This window comes from Rhizobium leguminosarum (assembly GCF_004123835.1).
Classification (GTDB): Bacteria; Pseudomonadota; Alphaproteobacteria; order Rhizobiales; family Rhizobiaceae; genus Rhizobium; species Rhizobium leguminosarum_M.
The window spans coordinates 75717-91811 of record NZ_MZMU01000009.1 but is presented as its reverse complement, the minus strand read 5'-3'; the positions used below and the strand labels follow the sequence as shown (position 1 = coordinate 91811).

Sequence of the window (16095 nt, the reverse complement as noted above, 5' to 3'; positions counted from 1 at the left end):
CAATATCTGCCGCTTAGCCCCCTCATCCGACCCTTCGGGCCACCTTCTCCCTGAGGGGAGAAGGGAAGAAAATTCCAGGAGGAATCAATGGCAATTGAAGCATCATCCGAACAGACCCGCGAGCCGCGCATCCGGCTCGGCATGGTGGGCGGCGGCGCGGGCGCGTTTATCGGCGCGGTGCACCGTATCGCGGCACGCATCGACGATCAGTACGATCTCATCGCCGGCGCGCTGTCGGCTTCGCCCGAAAAGGCGATCGCATCCGGTCGCGACCTCGGCCTCGATCCGTCGAGGACCTATTCCAGCTATCGCGAGATGGCGATCCGCGAGGCGAAGCTGAAGAACGGCATCGAGGCGGTGGCGATCGTCACGCCGAACCATGTGCATTACGATGCGGCCAAGGAATTCCTGAGGCGCGGTATCCATGTCATCTGCGACAAGCCGCTGACGTCAAACCTTGCCGATGCGAAGAAGCTGAAGAAGATCGCCGACGAGAGCGGCGCGCTGTTCGTGCTGACTCATAATTACACCGGCTATCCGATGGTCCGCCAGGCACGGGAGATGATCGCGAACGGCGAACTCGGCGACATTCGCGTCGTCCAGGCCGAATATCCGCAGGACTGGCTGACGGAAGCGGTCGAACAAACCGGGCAGAAACAGGCCGCCTGGCGCACCGATCCGGCACAGTCCGGCGTCGGCGGCTCGACCGGCGATATCGGCACGCATGCCTATAATCTCGCCGCCTTCATCACCGGTCTCGAGCTCGACAGCCTCGCCGCCGACCTCGACAGTTTCGTTCCGGGCCGCCGGCTGGACGATAACGCGCATGTCATGCTGCGCTTCAAGGCGAAGGGCTCGGAGAAGCCGGCCAAGGGCATGCTCTGGTGCAGCCAGGTGGCACCCGGCCATGAAAACGGCCTGATGGTGCGCGTCTACGGCACCAAGGGCGGGCTGGAATGGACCCAGAAGGACCCGAACTACTTGTGGTACACGCCTTTCGGTGAGCCGAAGCGCCTGATTACCCGGGGCGGCGCCGGTTCAGGCGCGGCTGCCGGCCGTGTCACGCGCGTGCCATCAGGCCATCCGGAAGGTTATCTCGAAGCCTTTGCGACGATCTATACGGAAGCCGCGCATGCGATCAACGCCCGCAAGAAGGGCAAGGCCGTGGACAAGGCAGTGGTCTACCCCACCGTCGATGACGGCGTGAAGGGTGTGGCTTTCGTCGAAGCCTGCGTCGCGTCTTCGAAGAAGAACGGCGCCTGGGTCAAGGTCTGAATTACCGATCTGGATTGCGCCATGAAAGCGCCGAGGCGGGGTCAAGCCGCCTCGGCATTTTGTTTATTTGGTCAGGCAGTAGCAGTGCGCCCGCGCTTGAGCAGATTGTCGACGCTCAACGGTCCGGCACCTGCTGCCACCAGATAAAGAAACACGAAGCAGAACAGGATCGCCGCGACGCCGCCGTTCTGGGCGGGATAGATGCCCTTCGATGCATGCCCGATGAAATAGGCGAAGGCCATCAGGCCCGAGAGCACGAAGGCTGCGATGCGGGTCTGGAACCCGACGAGCACCAGGAAGCCGAAGGTGAGTTCGAGCAGCCCGGCAATCCACGAGAGCGAGCCTGCGGGCGGCACGCTTGCCGCAGCCGGAAAATGCAGGATTTTCTGTGTTCCGTAGCTGAAAAGCACGAGTGACGAGACGATGCGCAACAGGCTCAGCAGATGAGGCTGCAGCGAATGGACCGAAGAGAGCATTGGATTCCTTTCACATTTGTAATTCCATTTCCCGTGTAAGGATCTCCGTCTCAACGGCCAAGTCACGACTGCTGACAATGCCGTTATGAGGGTGGTTGCCGGATAGGGAGCGGCGTTGCAGCTGTTCTATTTTTCCTCCTGCAACGTTGCAGTTTTTCTCGCCGTCTGCCTGTACTTTACGTTCAGGCTTGGCTAAATCCGGCGCAAACGGCTGAACCTGAGAGATAGGATTTGCAGATGATCGATCCGAAGAAACTCGCGGAGCGCTTTCCCGGCGACTTCACTTTCGGCGTTGCCACCGCCGCCTTCCAGATCGAAGGCGCCAGCAAAGCCGATGGCCGCAAGCCATCCATCTGGGATGCTTTCTGCAATATGCCCGGCCGCGTCCATAATCGCGATAACGGCGACGTTGCCTGCGATCACTATAATCGCCTGGAGCAGGACCTCGATCTCATCAAGGAGATGGGTGTCGAAGCCTACAGGTTCTCGATCGCCTGGCCGCGCATTATCCCCGACGGTACGGGTCCGGTGAACGAGGCCGGCCTCGATTTCTACGACCGGCTGGTTGATGGCTGCAAGGCGCGGGGCATCAAGACCTTCGCGACACTCTACCACTGGGACCTGCCTCTGCTGCTCGCCGGCGAGGGCGGCTGGACTGCGCGCTCGACCGCCTACGCCTATCAGCGCTACGCCAAGACGGTGATGAACCGCTTGGGGGATCGCCTTGACAGTGTCGCCACCTTCAACGAGCCCTGGTGCATCGTCTGGCTCAGCCACCTCTACGGCATCCATGCTCCGGGCGAGCGGAACATGCAGGCCGCCCTTCACGCCATGCATTACATGAACCTTGCCCACGGTCTCGGCGTCGAGGCGATCCGCTCGGAAGCCCCCAACGTGCCCGTCGGGCTGGTGCTCAATGCTGCCTCGATCATTCCCGGCGCCGACAGCCCGGCCGATCGCGCCGCCGCCGAGCGTGCACATCAGTTCCACAACGGCGCCTTCTTCGACCCCGTCTTCAAGGGTGAGTATCCCAAGGAATTCGTCGAGGCGCTCGGCGATCGCATGCCCGTCATCGAGGATGGCGACCTGAAGCTCATCAGCCAGAAACTCGACTGGTGGGGCCTGAACTATTACAAGCCCGAGCGGGTCACTGATGATGCCGAACGCAAAGGCGATTTCCCCTGGACGGTGGAAGCGCCGCCGGCAAGCGACGTCAAGACCGATATCGGCTGGGAAATCTACGCGCCGGGCCTGAAGCTCTCGGTCGAGGACCTCTACCGCCGCTACGAGCTGCCGGAATGCTACATCACCGAGAATGGCGCCTGCGACAACACCGATGTCATCGACGGCGAGGTCGACGATACGATGCGCCTCGACTATGTCGGAGATCACCTCGAAATCGTTGCCGGCCTCATCAAGGACGGCTATCCCCTACGCGGCTATTTCGCCTGGAGCCTGATGGACAATTTCGAATGGGCGGAAGGCTACCGCATGCGCTTCGGTCTCGTCCATGTCGATTATGAAACCCAGCTGCGCACGGTGAAGAAGAGCGGCAAGTGGTATCGCCAACTCGCGGCGCAATTCCCGAGGGGCAATCACAAGGCGGTTTAGCGCAGCTGCCCCGCGGCCACTTGAGAGCCGCACCTGTCTGACGCTTATCGCGCGCCATTTGGGCGCGGCCTTCCGGCCGGCATAGCAAGCTGACGCTGCTTGCCATGATTTTCGCGACGACCGGCGGCAGGCAGAAAAATAGATCGCAAGACGCCTGCAACAGCCGGTTGCTTAAACGTTTTTGAACCCTTGGCTGGCAAAGTCCGACAGTCAGGGAGTCGTAATGCAGACAGCCGGAAAGTCGCAGAGCAAAGGATCGGGAATAAGCCGTCACATCACCGTCACGGGCGTGCTTTTCTCCTTCGCGGTCATCGTCGCAGTCGTCACCATCATGGTGCTGACGGCGCTCGAACGCGTGGCCGAAAATTCCAATGTTCTCGATGACGAGCGCTCGCGCGAAACGACGATCGGCGCGTTGAAGACCTTCGAGGACCAGCTCGGCGCGACGCTCGACGATTACGCCGCCTGGGACGACGCCGCAGTCAACGTCTACGCAGCCGACGGCATGGCCTGGACGGTGAGCAACTACGGCGAGATGTCGGTTAACAGTTCGCTTTTCGACATGGCAATCGTCATCGACGACGAGAAGAACGCGATCATGGCCTATCGCGACGGCAAACCGATGGAGGAGCCGCTTACGGATTTCTTCGCGCCTTCGCTCTGGACCCTCTTCGACACGGTGAAGGCGGCCGGCCCGGCCGATCGTCCTCAGGCGATCGGTTTCGTCACCACCAAACGGGGCATTGCCGCCGTCGGTGTAGCATTGGTGCGGAAAAAGTCCGGGGCGCTGGATGTGCCCGCCGGCCAGCAACGCTATCTCGTTTTCGCCCGCCATCTCGACGACGACAGGGTGACCGCTCTCGGCCAGACCTATGTCATTGCCGGGCTGAGACTGGCGCCGCCGAGCTTTGCGGCCGACTATCTCGTACCGATCGCCGATCCGACGGGGGCAACGCTCGGCAAGCTTGTGTGGATCTCCCGTTCACCCGGCGATATCGGCTATGCACAGGTGCGGCCGATAGTCATCCAGGCGCTCGGCCTCGTCGGATTGTTTTTCGTCGTGCTGCTGGTCATCGGCTGGCTTGCCGGCCGCCGCCTGAAGGCGGAGGAAAACAGCGCCCGCGAGGAGGTGCTGCGCGACAGGCTGAGCGGTCTTTCCAATCGTGACGGTCTCGGGCTGGCCGTCGATCGTTTTGTCGTCGAGGCACGCCAGACCAAGCGCAACGTGCTGCTCCTCTATCTCGATCTCGATGGCTTCAAAGAAGTCAATGACAGCTATGGCCACGGCACCGGCGACCAGCTGATCCGTGCAGTCGCAGCTGGGCTCGATGTGCTCATTCCGCAGGGTGCCGTTCTCGCCCGCATCGGCGGCGATGAATTTGCGATCGCCTTTCTCTCCGACAGCGAGAATGCCGCCGCCCTGCAGCTTGCTGAGCAGATCCTTGATTTTCTTGTCGAGCCGCTGGAGATCGGTCGCCGTGTCGTCGTCGTCGGGGCAAGCATCGGTATCGCCATGTCGCCTTCCGGGGCGATCGGACGTGAGGAGCTGGTGCGCCGTTCCGACCTTGCCATGTACAAGGCGAAGGAGGCCGGCCGCGCGCGCATGACGCTCTACGATCCGTCGATGGACGCCGATCGAGAGCAGCGCAATGCGCTGGAGCTCGATCTCCGGATCGCCATCGAAAGCGGCGACCTGACGCTCGCCTACCAGCCGCTGATCGATGCGGCGACGCATGCGATGACCGGCGTCGAGGCGCTGGTGCGCTGGAACCGTCCAGGCCATGGTCCTGTTTCGCCCGAGCTGTTCATCCCGATCGCCGAGACCAGCGGCCTCATCGAATCGCTCGGCCTGTTCGTGCTGCGCAAGGCCTGTGAGACGGCCAAGCAATGGCCGGAACTCAATGTCTCGGTCAACGTCTCGCCCGGCCAGTTCCGCAATCCCGCCTTTACCGACTATGTGCGCTACGTGCTGAAGCAGACGGAGATCGAGGCCGGCCGCATCACGCTCGAGATCACCGAAGGCTACATGATCCAGAATCCGCAGCGCACCCGCCAGTCGATCGAACGATTGAAGGGGCTGGGGGTCAAGGTGGCGCTCGACGATTTCGGTTCCGGCTTCTCCTCGATCGGTTACCTCAGGCAGTTCGGCTTCGACCGCATCAAGATCGACCGCTCGCTGGTCATGGGTGTCAACGACAAACGCCAGCGCGAGATGCTGCAGGCGACGGTGGCGCTTGCCCGCTCGCTTGACATTCCGGTGACGGCCGAAGGCATCGAGACCGAGGAGCAGGCGATAGCCATGCGGCTTTTTGGCTGCGACTGCCTGCAGGGCTATTTGTTCGGAAAGCCTGTGGCATCAGACCTTATCACCGAGATGTTGAACGAGCGACGTGCAGCGGAGCCGGAAGCTCGGCGCCGCATCCAGGCGGCAGGCTGATCCAATCAGAATCCTTGCTCAGCTGCCGATATGTCGCTGACCGCGCTTCTTCGCCAGGGCGATCTGGTGCTGACGCTGACGGTAACGCAGCCGGTCTTCCTCCGTGCGCGTATGGTAGCAGTGGCTGCAGGAAACGCCCTCCTCGTAGAGCGGCGAGGTGATCTCCTCGGCAGTGATCGGGTTGCGGCAGGCGTGGCAGAGCCGGTGTTCGCCTTCCTTCAAACCGTGCTCGACGGACACGCGCTCGTCGAAGACGAAGCAGGCGCCATCCCAGAGACTTTCCTCCTGCGGCACTTCCTCCAGATATTTCAGGATGCCGCCCTTCAGATGATAGACCTCATCGAAACCCTCAGCCTTCATGAAGGCGGTGGCCTTCTCGCAGCGTATGCCGCCGGTGCAGTACATGGCGATCTTCGGCTTTTTGTGCAGACCGGGATTCTGACGCACCCATTCCGGAAATTCACGGAAGCTCTTGGTCTTCGGGTCGAGCGCGCCGCGGAAGGTTCCGATCGCCGTCTCGTAGTCGTTGCGGGTGTCGATGACGATGGTGTCGGGATCGGAAATCAGAGTGTTCCAGTCCTTGGCAGCCATATAGGTGCCGACCACCTTGTTGGGGTCGATATCTTCGACACCCATAGTGACGATTTCCTTCTTCAGCTTCACTTTCATGCGCAGGAAGGGCATTTTCGAGGCGCGGCTTTCCTTATGCTCCAGGCCTGAAAATTCCGGCTGGGCGCGCAGGAAGGCAAGCACGGCGTGAATGCCGGCGTCCGGGCCTGCGATCGTGCCGTTGATGCCCTCATGTGCCAGAAGCAGCGTGCCCTTGACGCCGTTCTCCTCGCAAAGCGTCTGCAGCGGCGCCTGCAGGTCGGCAAAGTGCTGCACGGAAACGAAATGGTAGAGTGCGGCCACGAGGAACGGGCTGGTGTGTGTTAGGCTGTCGGTCATAGGCCGGAAATACAGAAAATCGGCGGGCCGCGCAATTGCCTTCGCCAGTGGCGGCCTTGACCGGTGACCGATTACGCCCGCGCCTGCCACGCGGAAAACGGCCGCACGCCGAAGCTCCGGTCGGGGATTGCGTCGAGAACGCTGATGAATTCGATCGAGTGCCCGTCAGGATCCTTGAAATAGATCGACAGCGCCGGCATCCAGCCAAGAACCACCGGCTCCGTCACCGGTTCACCGGTAAAGCCGAGAGGCTCCACACCCTTTGCCTTAAGAGTGGCGGGCGCCTGCAGCACGCCATCGGCGGTCATGCGGAAGGCGATATGCAGCCGCATCTTCAGCGGCCCGGCTCCGGTTTCCCAAAGGCCGAGCATGCCGGTCTTCCTGTCGTCCACCCAGAGGAAAGCGACTTTGCGCTCCTCGAATGAGGCTGCCGGTTCGAGCCCAACGACATCGCGGTAGAAGTCCGTGGAGGTCTTGAGATCGGCAACGGTCAGATGGGTCTCGTAGAGCCCGAGCACCTTCGGCATTGCGGCATTTTCGGCGGTCATTTTTTCCTCGCGGGTCAAGTCTCTGCTTGTTCGACCACCGGAGGCTAAGACCTCAAGATTGGTTGAGGTCAATAGGGTTCCTTATGATATTGCAGATGCGATGGGAAATGCAGAGCTGCGCGCAAGCACTTCCGATTTCGCGGATTCTCAACTCCCAGCCATCACCCAGAGAAGCTCGATGCGCTGGGCTTCCTCGTCGGCATCATCGGCGAAGACGGCTTCGGCTTTGACCAGCGCTTGCCGCCGGTCTTCCTGCTGGCGGAAGATGATGACGTCGAGCAGATGCGCCAGGTCGTCATTGCGGGTGAAGAGCTGCGGTTCGGCCTCGACCAATTCGGAGAGCACGGTGAGATCGTGGACGTGACCAAGATCCTCGACGAGTTCTTTGGCGGCATCGCGCTTCGCCTTCATCGCGCCCGGCCAGACGTCACGCAAAAGGGCATGGTAAAGCCGATAGTCGTAGGTGCGTTTGCGCAGATCGTGGAAATCGTCGGCCGATGCCTCGCCGTGGCAGGCCGAAAGCGCGGTCTTGGCCTTCCGCGCCGTGCGTCGCCAGCTCTTAGCCAGCATGCGGGCATTTTTGCGGTGGCCGCCATCAAAGGAAACGGCATCTAGGGCGGCGATCGCCTCCTTCAGAACGTCGGAGGTTTCCGACAGCCTCTGTTCCAGGCCGCTTTCGGCTTCCGCCATCCAGTCACGACGCCCTTCGAGAATGGTGACGATGCGGCTGAGCGCCTCGTTCTCTTCTTTGCCGCGGGCTGCATGCTGTAGATATTGGGCGGTGCCGATGAGGGCGGCAGCGTCGCGAATCGCCGAAAGCGAGCGTGCGGCATCGCGCAGCCTTGCATTTTCCTGGGCCTGAAAATCCGGCACATCGCGGGCCACGAGGCGGTAGAGCGAGCGTAGTCGCTTCAGGTTCTTGCGGAAGGAATGGATCGCCTCATGCGCGCCGTCCGGGCGCTCCTCGAGAACCGTGACGGCGCGTTCCAGCTGCTCCGTCGCGACGCTGCGGAATTCCTCGGTGAAATCGGCGTCAGGCCGAATGCGATAGCCCATGCCTGTCGTGCTCATATTCTGTGGCAAGGGCCTGGTTGGAATAGCGGTAATCACCGGTCACTTCGCGGCCGAGCCAGCTGGGCAGAGCCGGGTCGTCGGTTTCCGCCGTCATTTCCACCTCGGCAATCACCAGTCCGCGATGTTCGCCGGTAAAGACGTCGACTTCCCAGACAAAGTCCTCATGCGGAACGCGATAGCGCGTCTTCTCGATGACGATGCCGATCGCATTCTGCAACAGCTCTTCGGCATCGGCGATCGGGATGTCGTATTCGAATTCGTCGCGGGTGATGGTGCTGCGGCCGATCTTGATCGTCAGTTTCGCCTTCCTGTCGTCGAGGATGCGCACCCGGACGGAACGATCGTCCATCGAGGCGATGTAACCCTGCCTGAGGACAGACTTCGTCTCGACAGCGGAACGCCATCCATCGCTGCGCACGAGAAACTTCCGCTCGATCTCTTTCGCCATACCGGTGAACCTTTTGTGACGATTGCGGCACGGTAGCCCAATTTCCACGCATTTCATACCCTTCTCGTCATGCGGCCCGGTTTTATCTCGACAAGGTTCCGCGGGGGCGTTATTCGGGGTCCGAATTCAATCGTTTCAAGGAGGTCGCGCGACCATGGGCGAGAAAACAGAGAAGCTCCTTTCGATCCTGAAACTCCAGCCTGTCGTTCCGGTATTGATCGTCGACGATGCGAAGACGGCGGTGCCGCTGGCCCGCGCGCTCGTCGCGGGCGGCCTGAAGGCGATCGAGATCACCATGCGCACGCCGGCGGCGCTCGAGGCCGTGCGCGCTGTCGCCGCAGAGGTCGAGGGCGCCGAAGTCGGCGCCGGCACGATCCTCAACGTCGCCCATTGGGAAGCCGCCGTCGAGGCCGGTTCGAAGTTCATCGTCAGCCCGGGCACGACGCAGGAACTGCTCGATGCCGCCGCCGATTCCGACGTGCCGTTGCTTCCGGGGGCTGCGACCGCCAGCGAAGTCATGGCGCTGCGCGAAGAAGGCTATCAGGTACTGAAATTCTTCCCGGCGGAGCAGGCCGGCGGCGCCGCCTATCTCAAGGCGCTGTCCTCGCCGCTTGCCGGCACGCTGTTCTGCCCGACCGGCGGTATTTCGCTGAAGAACGCCAATGATTACCTCTCGCTGCCAAACGTCATTTGCGTCGGCGGCTCGTGGGTGGCGCCAAAGGAACTGGTCGCAGTCGGCGACTGGGCGGGCATTACCAGGCTTGCGGCAGAGGCGGCGGCGCTGAAGGCCTAAACCTTTGTTCGGGGGTGGCAACTCGGCACGCCGCATTTGTATTTCACCCGTCGCAAACCTATGTTCTCCTCCAGCTTCAACAGGGAGATGACGAGGAATGTTCGACGCAAAGAAGCTTCTCGACCAGTTCTTGGGTTCGCAGGTGCCGGGTCTCGGCGGTTCGGTCCGCGACAGGGCGGGCGATGCCGTCCAGACGGCGAAGAACAATCCGATGAAGACCGGTGCGATCGCAGCCGCGCTTCTCGGCACCAAGACCGGCCGCAGTATTGCCGGCAATGCGCTGGCGATCGGCGGTCTTGCCGCCATCGCGGGTCTCGGCTACCAGGCCTACAAGAATTACCAGGCGGGGCAGGCGCCAGCGGCTCCCTCGGACGCGCCGTCGGCAAACAATCCGGTTCTCCTGCCGCCGCCTGCCGAATCCGGTTTCGGGCCGACCTCACCTGCCGGCAGCAATGAATTCGTGCTGGTGCTGATCCGCGCGATGATCGCCGCCGCCAAGGCCGACGGCCATATCGACGATGCCGAGCGCGCCCTCATCATGGACAAGGTCAAGGCCGCCGACGTCAGCGGCGAGGCTGCGGCCTTCATCGAGCGCGAACTCGCCTCACCGACGGATATCGATGCGCTCGTCAAAGCAGCGGTGACGGAAGAACAGCGCGTCGAGCTCTACACCGCCTCGCGGCTCACCATCGAGCCGGATTCGCGCGCCGAGCGTGGCTACCTCGATCTGCTTGCGGGCCGGCTCGGCCTTGCTGACCAGCTGGTCGACCATATCGAGGCGACGGTGTCCTCCGCCAAGACTACCTTGTCACAGTGACATCTAAAGCATGTCGCGCAAAAGTGTGCAGCGGTTTTGCGATAACGACATGCGTTTTGCGATAACGACGGGCGTTGGAAATAAAGACCTAAAGCGCGAGGAGCGAATCTGAAAGATTGCGACGCGCTTTAGGCCGGTTGCCTTTGTCGGGCGGCTGGCCTATCCACTCTTCCGACAAGGGGAGTGAGCATGCGCGATCTTGCAAATTTCAAGGGCTGCCCGGCGCCGAAGCCGGTCACACTGAAGGGCCGTTTCGTTACCGTAGAGCCCTATCGGCGCGCGGAACATCTCGAAGCGCTGTGGGACGGGCTGGGCGGCATGGGCATCAACCCGCTGCTTCTCTATTTCGCCCAGGACGATTTCTCCGATATCGACGATTTCGCCAACTGGCTGGAAACCGTCTACACCAAGTCCGGCTGGCTTACCCATATCTTTCGCGACAACGCCACCGGCAAGATTGTCGGCATGGCGAATTACATGCGCGCCGACCCGGCAAACGGCGTCGTCGAGATCGGCGGGGTCGCGCACGGGGCCGAGATGAAGCGTTCGCCGCTGTCGACCGAGGCGCATTACCTGATGGCCAAGCACGTCTTCGAGGATCTCGGCTACCGCCGCTACGAATGGAAATGCGACAATAAGAACGAAGCGAGCAAGACGACGGCCGTGCGTTATGGCTTCAGTTTCGAAGGGGTCTTCCGCCAGCACATGATCTCCAAGCATCGCAATCGCGACACCGCCTGGTTCTCGATAATCGATGCCGAATGGCCGATGATCAACGATGCCTTCGAAGCCTGGCTTTCGCCCGGGAATTTCGATGCCGAGGGCAACCAGGTTCGCCGCCTGCAGGAAATCCGCGCCGATCTTGAAAAGGAAAGGCTCGCGTGAGCCCGGAGAGCCGCTCGCAGGCAATCGCCGCCGCAGTCATCCTGCTCGGCGCTGCCCTCGTCATCTATTTCCTGCCGACCATCGTGCTGTGGATCGGCAATTTCTCGCCGACGCTGGCGATCGTCGTCGGCGTCTGCCTGATCATGGCGTTTTTTGCAGTCTTCTGGCTGCGGGCGCGCTACCAGCGCGGCCGGGGAAAGTAATTTTATCCCTGCAGCGAGGCTGCGAGCAGCAGGGCGCCCATCAGCATGACGAGCACGGCGCCGAGGATTTCGATGGCATTGCCGACCCAGATCGAGGCGGTCGAGCCGCGTCCAGAGAGGCGGACGGCCGCGCTCTTGGCGGTGACGGCAAGTGTGGCAAGCAGGGAAACGGTGATCGCCGTGCCGAGCGACATGGCGGCGACCGAAAGCGCGCCGCCGAGATAGAGCCCGTTCAGCAGCGAGAAGGTCATGACCAGCAATGCGCCGGAGCAGGGGCGCAGACCGACGGCAACGATCGCCGACCAGGCCTCGCGGGCGCTGAACCTGTCGCCGCCGAGCAGGGCCGGATCGGGCACATGGGCATTGCCGCAGGTCTCGCAGACCATGCCGGGAACGAAGGTGTGGCCGGCTTCGACAGCCTGCGCCTTGCCGTTGAAGGCATAGGCCTGGCGTTCCGCCGCATTGTCCTTCCAGTCGAGCATCATGCCGACCGGGCCGGCAGGCGTCGCCATCAGCCGGCGGCGCGGCATATTGCCTGCCATCGAGCGCAGTTTTCGAAACAGCAGCCAGCCGCCGAAGAGGATGACCATGACGAAGCTTGCGATCTCCATGGCGTGGGTCGCCGCCGTCAGCGTGATGCCGGTGCCGCGCAGCACCAGCCAGGCGCCGCCGACCAGCGCCACCGCCACCACGCCCTGGACGAAGGCCGAAATGAAGGAAATCACCACGCCGCGCTTCAGCTCGACCTCGTTGGCGATCATGTAGGAGGAGATGACCGCCTTGCCGTGGCCCGGGCCGGCGGCATGGAAGACGCCATAGGCGAAGGAGAGGCCGATCAGGGATGCCAGTTGCCAGGGGTCTTGGCGCATCGCCTTCAAGGCACCGGTCAGCGCCCGGTAGAAGGCCTGCTGCTCGTAGTTCACATAGAGCAAAAGCGGTGCCAGCGGCCCGCCGGTCGGCTGGAAGCTCGGCTCCGCCGTGCCGATGCCGAGCGGCGATTGCGCATGGGCGAGACTTGCAGCCGTTACCAGCGCAAGGGTCGCAGCGGAAAGGATGAGGGGCAGGCGTTTCGTCAGCATGTGACCTCCAGCCGGGTGGCGAAGAGTTTGGACATGTTGGTGCCGGTGGGATCGTTAAAGAAGGCGTCCGTCAGCGACTGCTTGTTTTCCGAGATAACTTGGTCGGCATCCGGCCGCACCACCTGATGTTTGCAGACCTTGAAGCCGTCTCCGACGATCGCCAGCTCGGTGTCGGTGGGAAAATCGATCGAGGTGTAGAGCGTCGGGTCGTAGACGCCGAAGGTGAGCCTGCCCTTGAGCGGCATCTTCTCCACCGGCTTTACCGCAAAGAACATCAGCAGCTGGCCATCCTTGTAGTCGACATGGATGATGTCGGGCTTCTGGACGGTGATGTTCTTCCCGTTGATCGTCAGGTTCATGTAGTAGTCGTAGTCGGCAAGAGACTTCTTGACCGTGTTGCCGACCTCGGTCAGCTCGTTCGGCTCCAGCTTCAGGTCGGTGTTCTTGTCGAAATCCATGACCACGGAGGACGAAAAGACCTCGTCGAAGCGCCAGACATTGCGCAGCTCCTCGACACTGCCGTCCTTGCCGGCCACGACTTCGAGGCGTGCCTCCACGAAGATGTGCGGATGGGCAAAGGCGGCGGCCGGCGTCAGCGAAAGAAGCGCGGCCATCAATATCGTCGAATGTTTCATCTATTCCGCTGCCCTGTTCGGTGACCCTGACTTCTTGCCAGAAATTGGGACGGAATTGGGACCGGACCTAGTGGCGGTTGGCGTGGGACGGGATGTCGCATCTATGCGCAGGGGTACTATTAAAGCGCGTCGCGTCAAACCGGATTCATGCGACGCGCTTTAAGTCTTTGATTTATGCAGGTAGTTATCCCAAAACCGCTGCGCACTTTTGGGCGACATGCATTAGGGATGTTTCTTGAACCAGTTGTGCAGGTAATCGACGAAGATTCTTACCTTGGCCGGCAGGTAGCGCCGGTGCGGGTAGACGGCATAGATGCCGCGGTCGGTCGGGATGTAATCGTTGAACAATGTCACCAACTCGCCGCTCTCGATCGGCTTGCGGGCGATGAAGTCCGGGATGAAGGCGATGCCGATGCCGGCCAGCGCCGCGCGTAATGTCGCATGCGGGCTGTTGACCTCTATCGGTCCGGAAACGGCGACGGCGAACGAGGTGTTGTCGGGATTGTGGAAGCGGATGCTCGCCTGGGTGCGCGCATTGGTATCGACGATGAAGGGGACGTTGGAAAGGGCCGTGGGGTGATCGAGATCGGGATAACGCTCGAGAAAATCGGGGGTGGCGCAGATATGGATGCGGAAATCCGAGATCTTGCGGGCGATCATGCCGGAATCCTCAAGCTTGGTGATGCGGATCGCCACGTCGAAGCCTTCCTCGATCAGATCGACGAACCGGTCGTCGGCGGCGATCTCCAGCGAAAGGTCCGGGTTCTCCTTGGCGAAATCGATCAGCGACTGGCCGACATCGGCATCGACGAAGGTGCGCGGCACCGAGATGCGCAGCCGTCCCTTGAGCTGTGCATTGTTCTCACGCACGAGATCGGCGAGGTTGTCGATCTCCTTCAAGATATCGGAGGCGGTGCGGTAATAGGTATGGCCGGCCTCGGTCATGGAGAACTGACGGGTGGTGCGGTTGAGCAGCAGGGCGCCGAGCTCATCCTCCAATTCGCGCACATATTTGGAGAGCAGCGCCTTGGAGCGGCCGGTGCGCCGTGCCGCGGCGGAGAAGCCTTCGGCCTCGACGACATCGATGAAGGCGCGTATGCGGGTCAAGGTATCCATGGCACCCCTCAGGCTGTTTCGGAATGTTGAACAAATTGGCTCGTCTTGTTCAATTATTTTTTTAGCCCAAGATCAAAAAATCGCTTGATTATGAAGGCGAATATTCTTATTTCCCACTCAGCCCAAAGTCGCACGTGCCCATGGGTGTCCGCCGAACCCTCGAATTGGTGAGGAAATCGGTAAGGTACCTGGAATTAACCCCTCCAGTCGCTATTCCGGCCAACCGGAAAATGCGAGGACGCCTGAAGCAACGACGGTGCGGGCCTTTTTGTTCTCTCCCTGCTTTCCATCAGCGGGGGTTACTGAAGAGGCACACCATCATTGCCGGAAGTGCGGTTGGGATTCTCCCTCCAATCCATGGCAGACAAAGCCGAACTTACACCGCACCGCGGCGTTGGTTCACTATCTGCGCATCGAGCGCTTGCTATGGTTCCGGGGTCTCCACCGGCTGGTTCCAATGCGAGCTATCGTATGCCCTTTGTCCTCCGGTTCATGCCGGAGCTCTGGAATTGGAAGAGGGAATCGATATGGCCACCCAGCGCATCCGCGACTTTCTCGCAACCCGACGTCCCGATGGTCCCTGCCTCGTGGTTGACCTCGACGTCGTTCGCGACAATTTCCACGCCTTCCGTCACGCCATGCCGGACAGCGCCATCTATTACGCCGTCAAGGCCAACCCGGCTCCCGAAGTGCTGAAGCTGCTTGCAGGCCTCGGCTCCAATTTCGATTGTGCATCCGTTGCCGAAATTGAAATGGCGCTCGAAGCCGGTGCGACCGCCGCCCGCATCTCCTACGGCAACACGATCAAGAAGGAACGTGACGTTGCCCGCGCCCATGCGCTCGGCGTCAGCCTCTTTGCCGTCGACAGCCACGAAGAAGTCGAGAAGATCTCGCGCGCCGCTCCCGGCGCCCGGGTCTTCTGCCGCGTGCTGACCGATGGCGAAGGCGCCGAATGGCCGCTGTCGCGCAAGTTCGGCTGCGTTCCGCAGATGGCTGTCGACGTTCTCGTCTACGCCCATCAGCTTGGCCTGCAGTCCTATGGCGTCTCGTTCCATGTCGGTTCGCAGATGACCAAGGTCGATGCCTGGGATTCGGCGCTCGCCGATGCCAAGCGCGTCTTCGTATCGCTTGCCAAGCAGGGAATCCACCTGCAGATGGTCAACATGGGCGGCGGCTTCCCGACCAAGTACCTGCGTGACGTTCCGTCCGCAGAAGCTTACGGCAAGTCGATCTACCAGGCGCTGCGCACGCATTTCGGCAACCAGATCCCGCAGACGATCATCGAGCCGGGCCGCGGCATGGTCGGCAATGCCGGTGTCATCAAGGCGGAAGTCGTTCTGATTTCGAAGAAGTCGGACAATGACGATGCCCGCTGGGTATTCCTCGACATCGGCAAGTTCGGCGGTCTCGCCGAGACGATGGACGAAGCCATCCGCTATCCGATCCGCACGGAACACGACGGCGACGAGATGGAGCCCTGCGTTATTGCCGGTCCGACCTGCGATTCGGCCGACGTGCTCTACGAGAAGAACCTCTATCCGCTGCCGATCTCCCTTTCGATCGGCGACGAGGTCCTGATCGAAGGCACCGGCGCCTATACGACGACCTATTCGGCGGTCGCTTTCAACGGTTTCGACCCGTTGAAGGCCTACGTCATCTAAGGTCGTTTCCGCCGACCCCGTAACCAGCCGGGGCGGCAACTTCACAATTTTCCTTCATCGCCGCTGATAACGGTATTGGGTACGGGAGG

At 61.5% G+C, this 16095-nt stretch carries 16 protein-coding genes; 8 read left to right on the top strand and 8 right to left on the bottom strand.

The features are described 5' to 3' along the window. The first annotated feature begins 87 nt into the window (after positions 1 to 87). Positions 88 to 1275 carry a Gfo/Idh/MocA family protein gene (locus B5P46_RS13050; protein ID WP_129419014.1) on the top strand — a complete coding sequence of 396 codons (1188 nt, stop codon included), beginning with the start codon at positions 88 to 90 and terminating at the stop codon, positions 1273 to 1275. A gap of 71 nt (positions 1276 to 1346) precedes the next feature. On the opposite strand, the gene B5P46_RS13045 is transcribed toward B5P46_RS13050, so the two are convergent. Next, the gene (locus tag B5P46_RS13045) at positions 1347 to 1751 is read right to left on the bottom strand and encodes a DoxX family protein (protein ID WP_072640528.1); all 405 of its coding nucleotides are present in this window, start codon (positions 1749 to 1751) and stop codon (positions 1347 to 1349) included. Between the two features lie 237 nt (positions 1752 to 1988). On the opposite strand from B5P46_RS13045, the gene B5P46_RS13040 reads away from it, so the two are divergent. Together B5P46_RS13040 and B5P46_RS13035 are read left to right on the top strand one after the other, a co-directional pair. Next, on the top strand, positions 1989 to 3362 hold the full coding sequence (locus tag B5P46_RS13040; RefSeq protein ID WP_129419013.1) for a GH1 family beta-glucosidase: 1374 nt from the start codon (positions 1989 to 1991) through the stop codon (positions 3360 to 3362). 223 nt (positions 3363 to 3585) lie between these two features. After that, complete coding sequence (locus B5P46_RS13035; protein ID WP_129419012.1) at positions 3586 to 5799, top strand: putative bifunctional diguanylate cyclase/phosphodiesterase; 2214 nt, start codon at positions 3586 to 3588, stop codon at positions 5797 to 5799. Positions 5800 to 5817: 18 nt separating this feature from the next. Here B5P46_RS13035 and B5P46_RS13030 read toward each other — a convergent pair whose 3' ends face one another. From B5P46_RS13030 to B5P46_RS13015, 4 genes are all read right to left on the bottom strand, one after another. Next, on the bottom strand, positions 5818 to 6747 hold the full coding sequence (locus B5P46_RS13030) for a rhodanese-related sulfurtransferase (protein ID WP_129419011.1): 930 nt from the start codon (positions 6745 to 6747) through the stop codon (positions 5818 to 5820). Between the two features lie 71 nt (positions 6748 to 6818). Further along, entirely contained in the window at positions 6819 to 7295 is a 477-nt protein-coding gene (locus tag B5P46_RS13025; protein ID WP_129419010.1) for a VOC family protein, read from the bottom strand. Positions 7296 to 7442: 147 nt separating this feature from the next. Beyond that, positions 7443 to 8351 carry a CHAD domain-containing protein gene (locus B5P46_RS13020; protein WP_129419009.1) on the bottom strand — a complete coding sequence of 303 codons (909 nt, stop codon included), beginning with the start codon at positions 8349 to 8351 and terminating at the stop codon, positions 7443 to 7445. Further along, positions 8329 to 8817, bottom strand: a complete 489-nt coding sequence (locus B5P46_RS13015; protein ID WP_129419008.1) for a CYTH domain-containing protein — start codon at positions 8815 to 8817, stop codon at positions 8329 to 8331. The genes B5P46_RS13020 and B5P46_RS13015 overlap by 23 nt, the downstream gene beginning before the upstream one ends. Positions 8818 to 8971: 154 nt before the next feature. Between B5P46_RS13015 and B5P46_RS13010 the strand changes: the two genes are divergently transcribed. From B5P46_RS13010 to B5P46_RS12995, 4 genes are all read left to right on the top strand, one after another. Beyond that, positions 8972 to 9610: a 2-dehydro-3-deoxy-phosphogluconate aldolase gene (locus B5P46_RS13010; protein ID WP_129419007.1), complete on the top strand. Its 639-nt coding sequence runs from the start codon at positions 8972 to 8974 to the stop codon at positions 9608 to 9610. 97 nt (positions 9611 to 9707) lie between these two features. Beyond that, positions 9708 to 10427: a tellurite resistance TerB family protein gene (locus B5P46_RS13005; protein WP_129419006.1), complete on the top strand. Its 720-nt coding sequence runs from the start codon at positions 9708 to 9710 to the stop codon at positions 10425 to 10427. Positions 10428 to 10616: 189 nt separating this feature from the next. Continuing rightward, the gene (locus tag B5P46_RS13000) at positions 10617 to 11312 is read left to right on the top strand and encodes a GNAT family N-acetyltransferase (RefSeq protein ID WP_129419005.1); all 696 of its coding nucleotides are present in this window, start codon (positions 10617 to 10619) and stop codon (positions 11310 to 11312) included. Beyond that, positions 11309 to 11515 (top strand): hypothetical protein, encoded by a 207-nt coding sequence (locus tag B5P46_RS12995; RefSeq protein WP_129419004.1) that lies wholly within the window; start codon positions 11309 to 11311, stop codon positions 11513 to 11515. Before B5P46_RS13000 ends, B5P46_RS12995 begins: the two co-directional genes overlap by 4 nt. Positions 11516 to 11517: 2 nt before the next feature. Here the strand turns inward: B5P46_RS12995 and B5P46_RS12990 are convergent, their stop codons facing one another. From B5P46_RS12990 to B5P46_RS12980, 3 genes are all read right to left on the bottom strand, one after another. Then, on the bottom strand, positions 11518 to 12594 hold the full coding sequence (locus B5P46_RS12990) for a nickel/cobalt transporter (protein ID WP_129419003.1): 1077 nt from the start codon (positions 12592 to 12594) through the stop codon (positions 11518 to 11520). Next, a complete protein-coding gene (locus tag B5P46_RS12985) occupies positions 12588 to 13229 on the bottom strand; it encodes a DUF1007 family protein (RefSeq protein WP_129419002.1) in 642 nt (213 codons plus the stop codon). Before B5P46_RS12985 ends, B5P46_RS12990 begins: the two co-directional genes overlap by 7 nt. A gap of 222 nt (positions 13230 to 13451) precedes the next feature. Continuing rightward, positions 13452 to 14345 (bottom strand): LysR family transcriptional regulator, encoded by an 894-nt coding sequence (locus B5P46_RS12980; protein ID WP_129419001.1) that lies wholly within the window; start codon positions 14343 to 14345, stop codon positions 13452 to 13454. 527 nt (positions 14346 to 14872) lie between these two features. On the opposite strand from B5P46_RS12980, the gene odc2 reads away from it, so the two are divergent. Then, on the top strand, positions 14873 to 16006 hold the full coding sequence (gene odc2 / locus B5P46_RS12975; protein WP_129419000.1) for an ornithine/lysine decarboxylase: 1134 nt from the start codon (positions 14873 to 14875) through the stop codon (positions 16004 to 16006). The last annotated feature ends 89 nt before the right edge of the window (positions 16007 to 16095 follow it).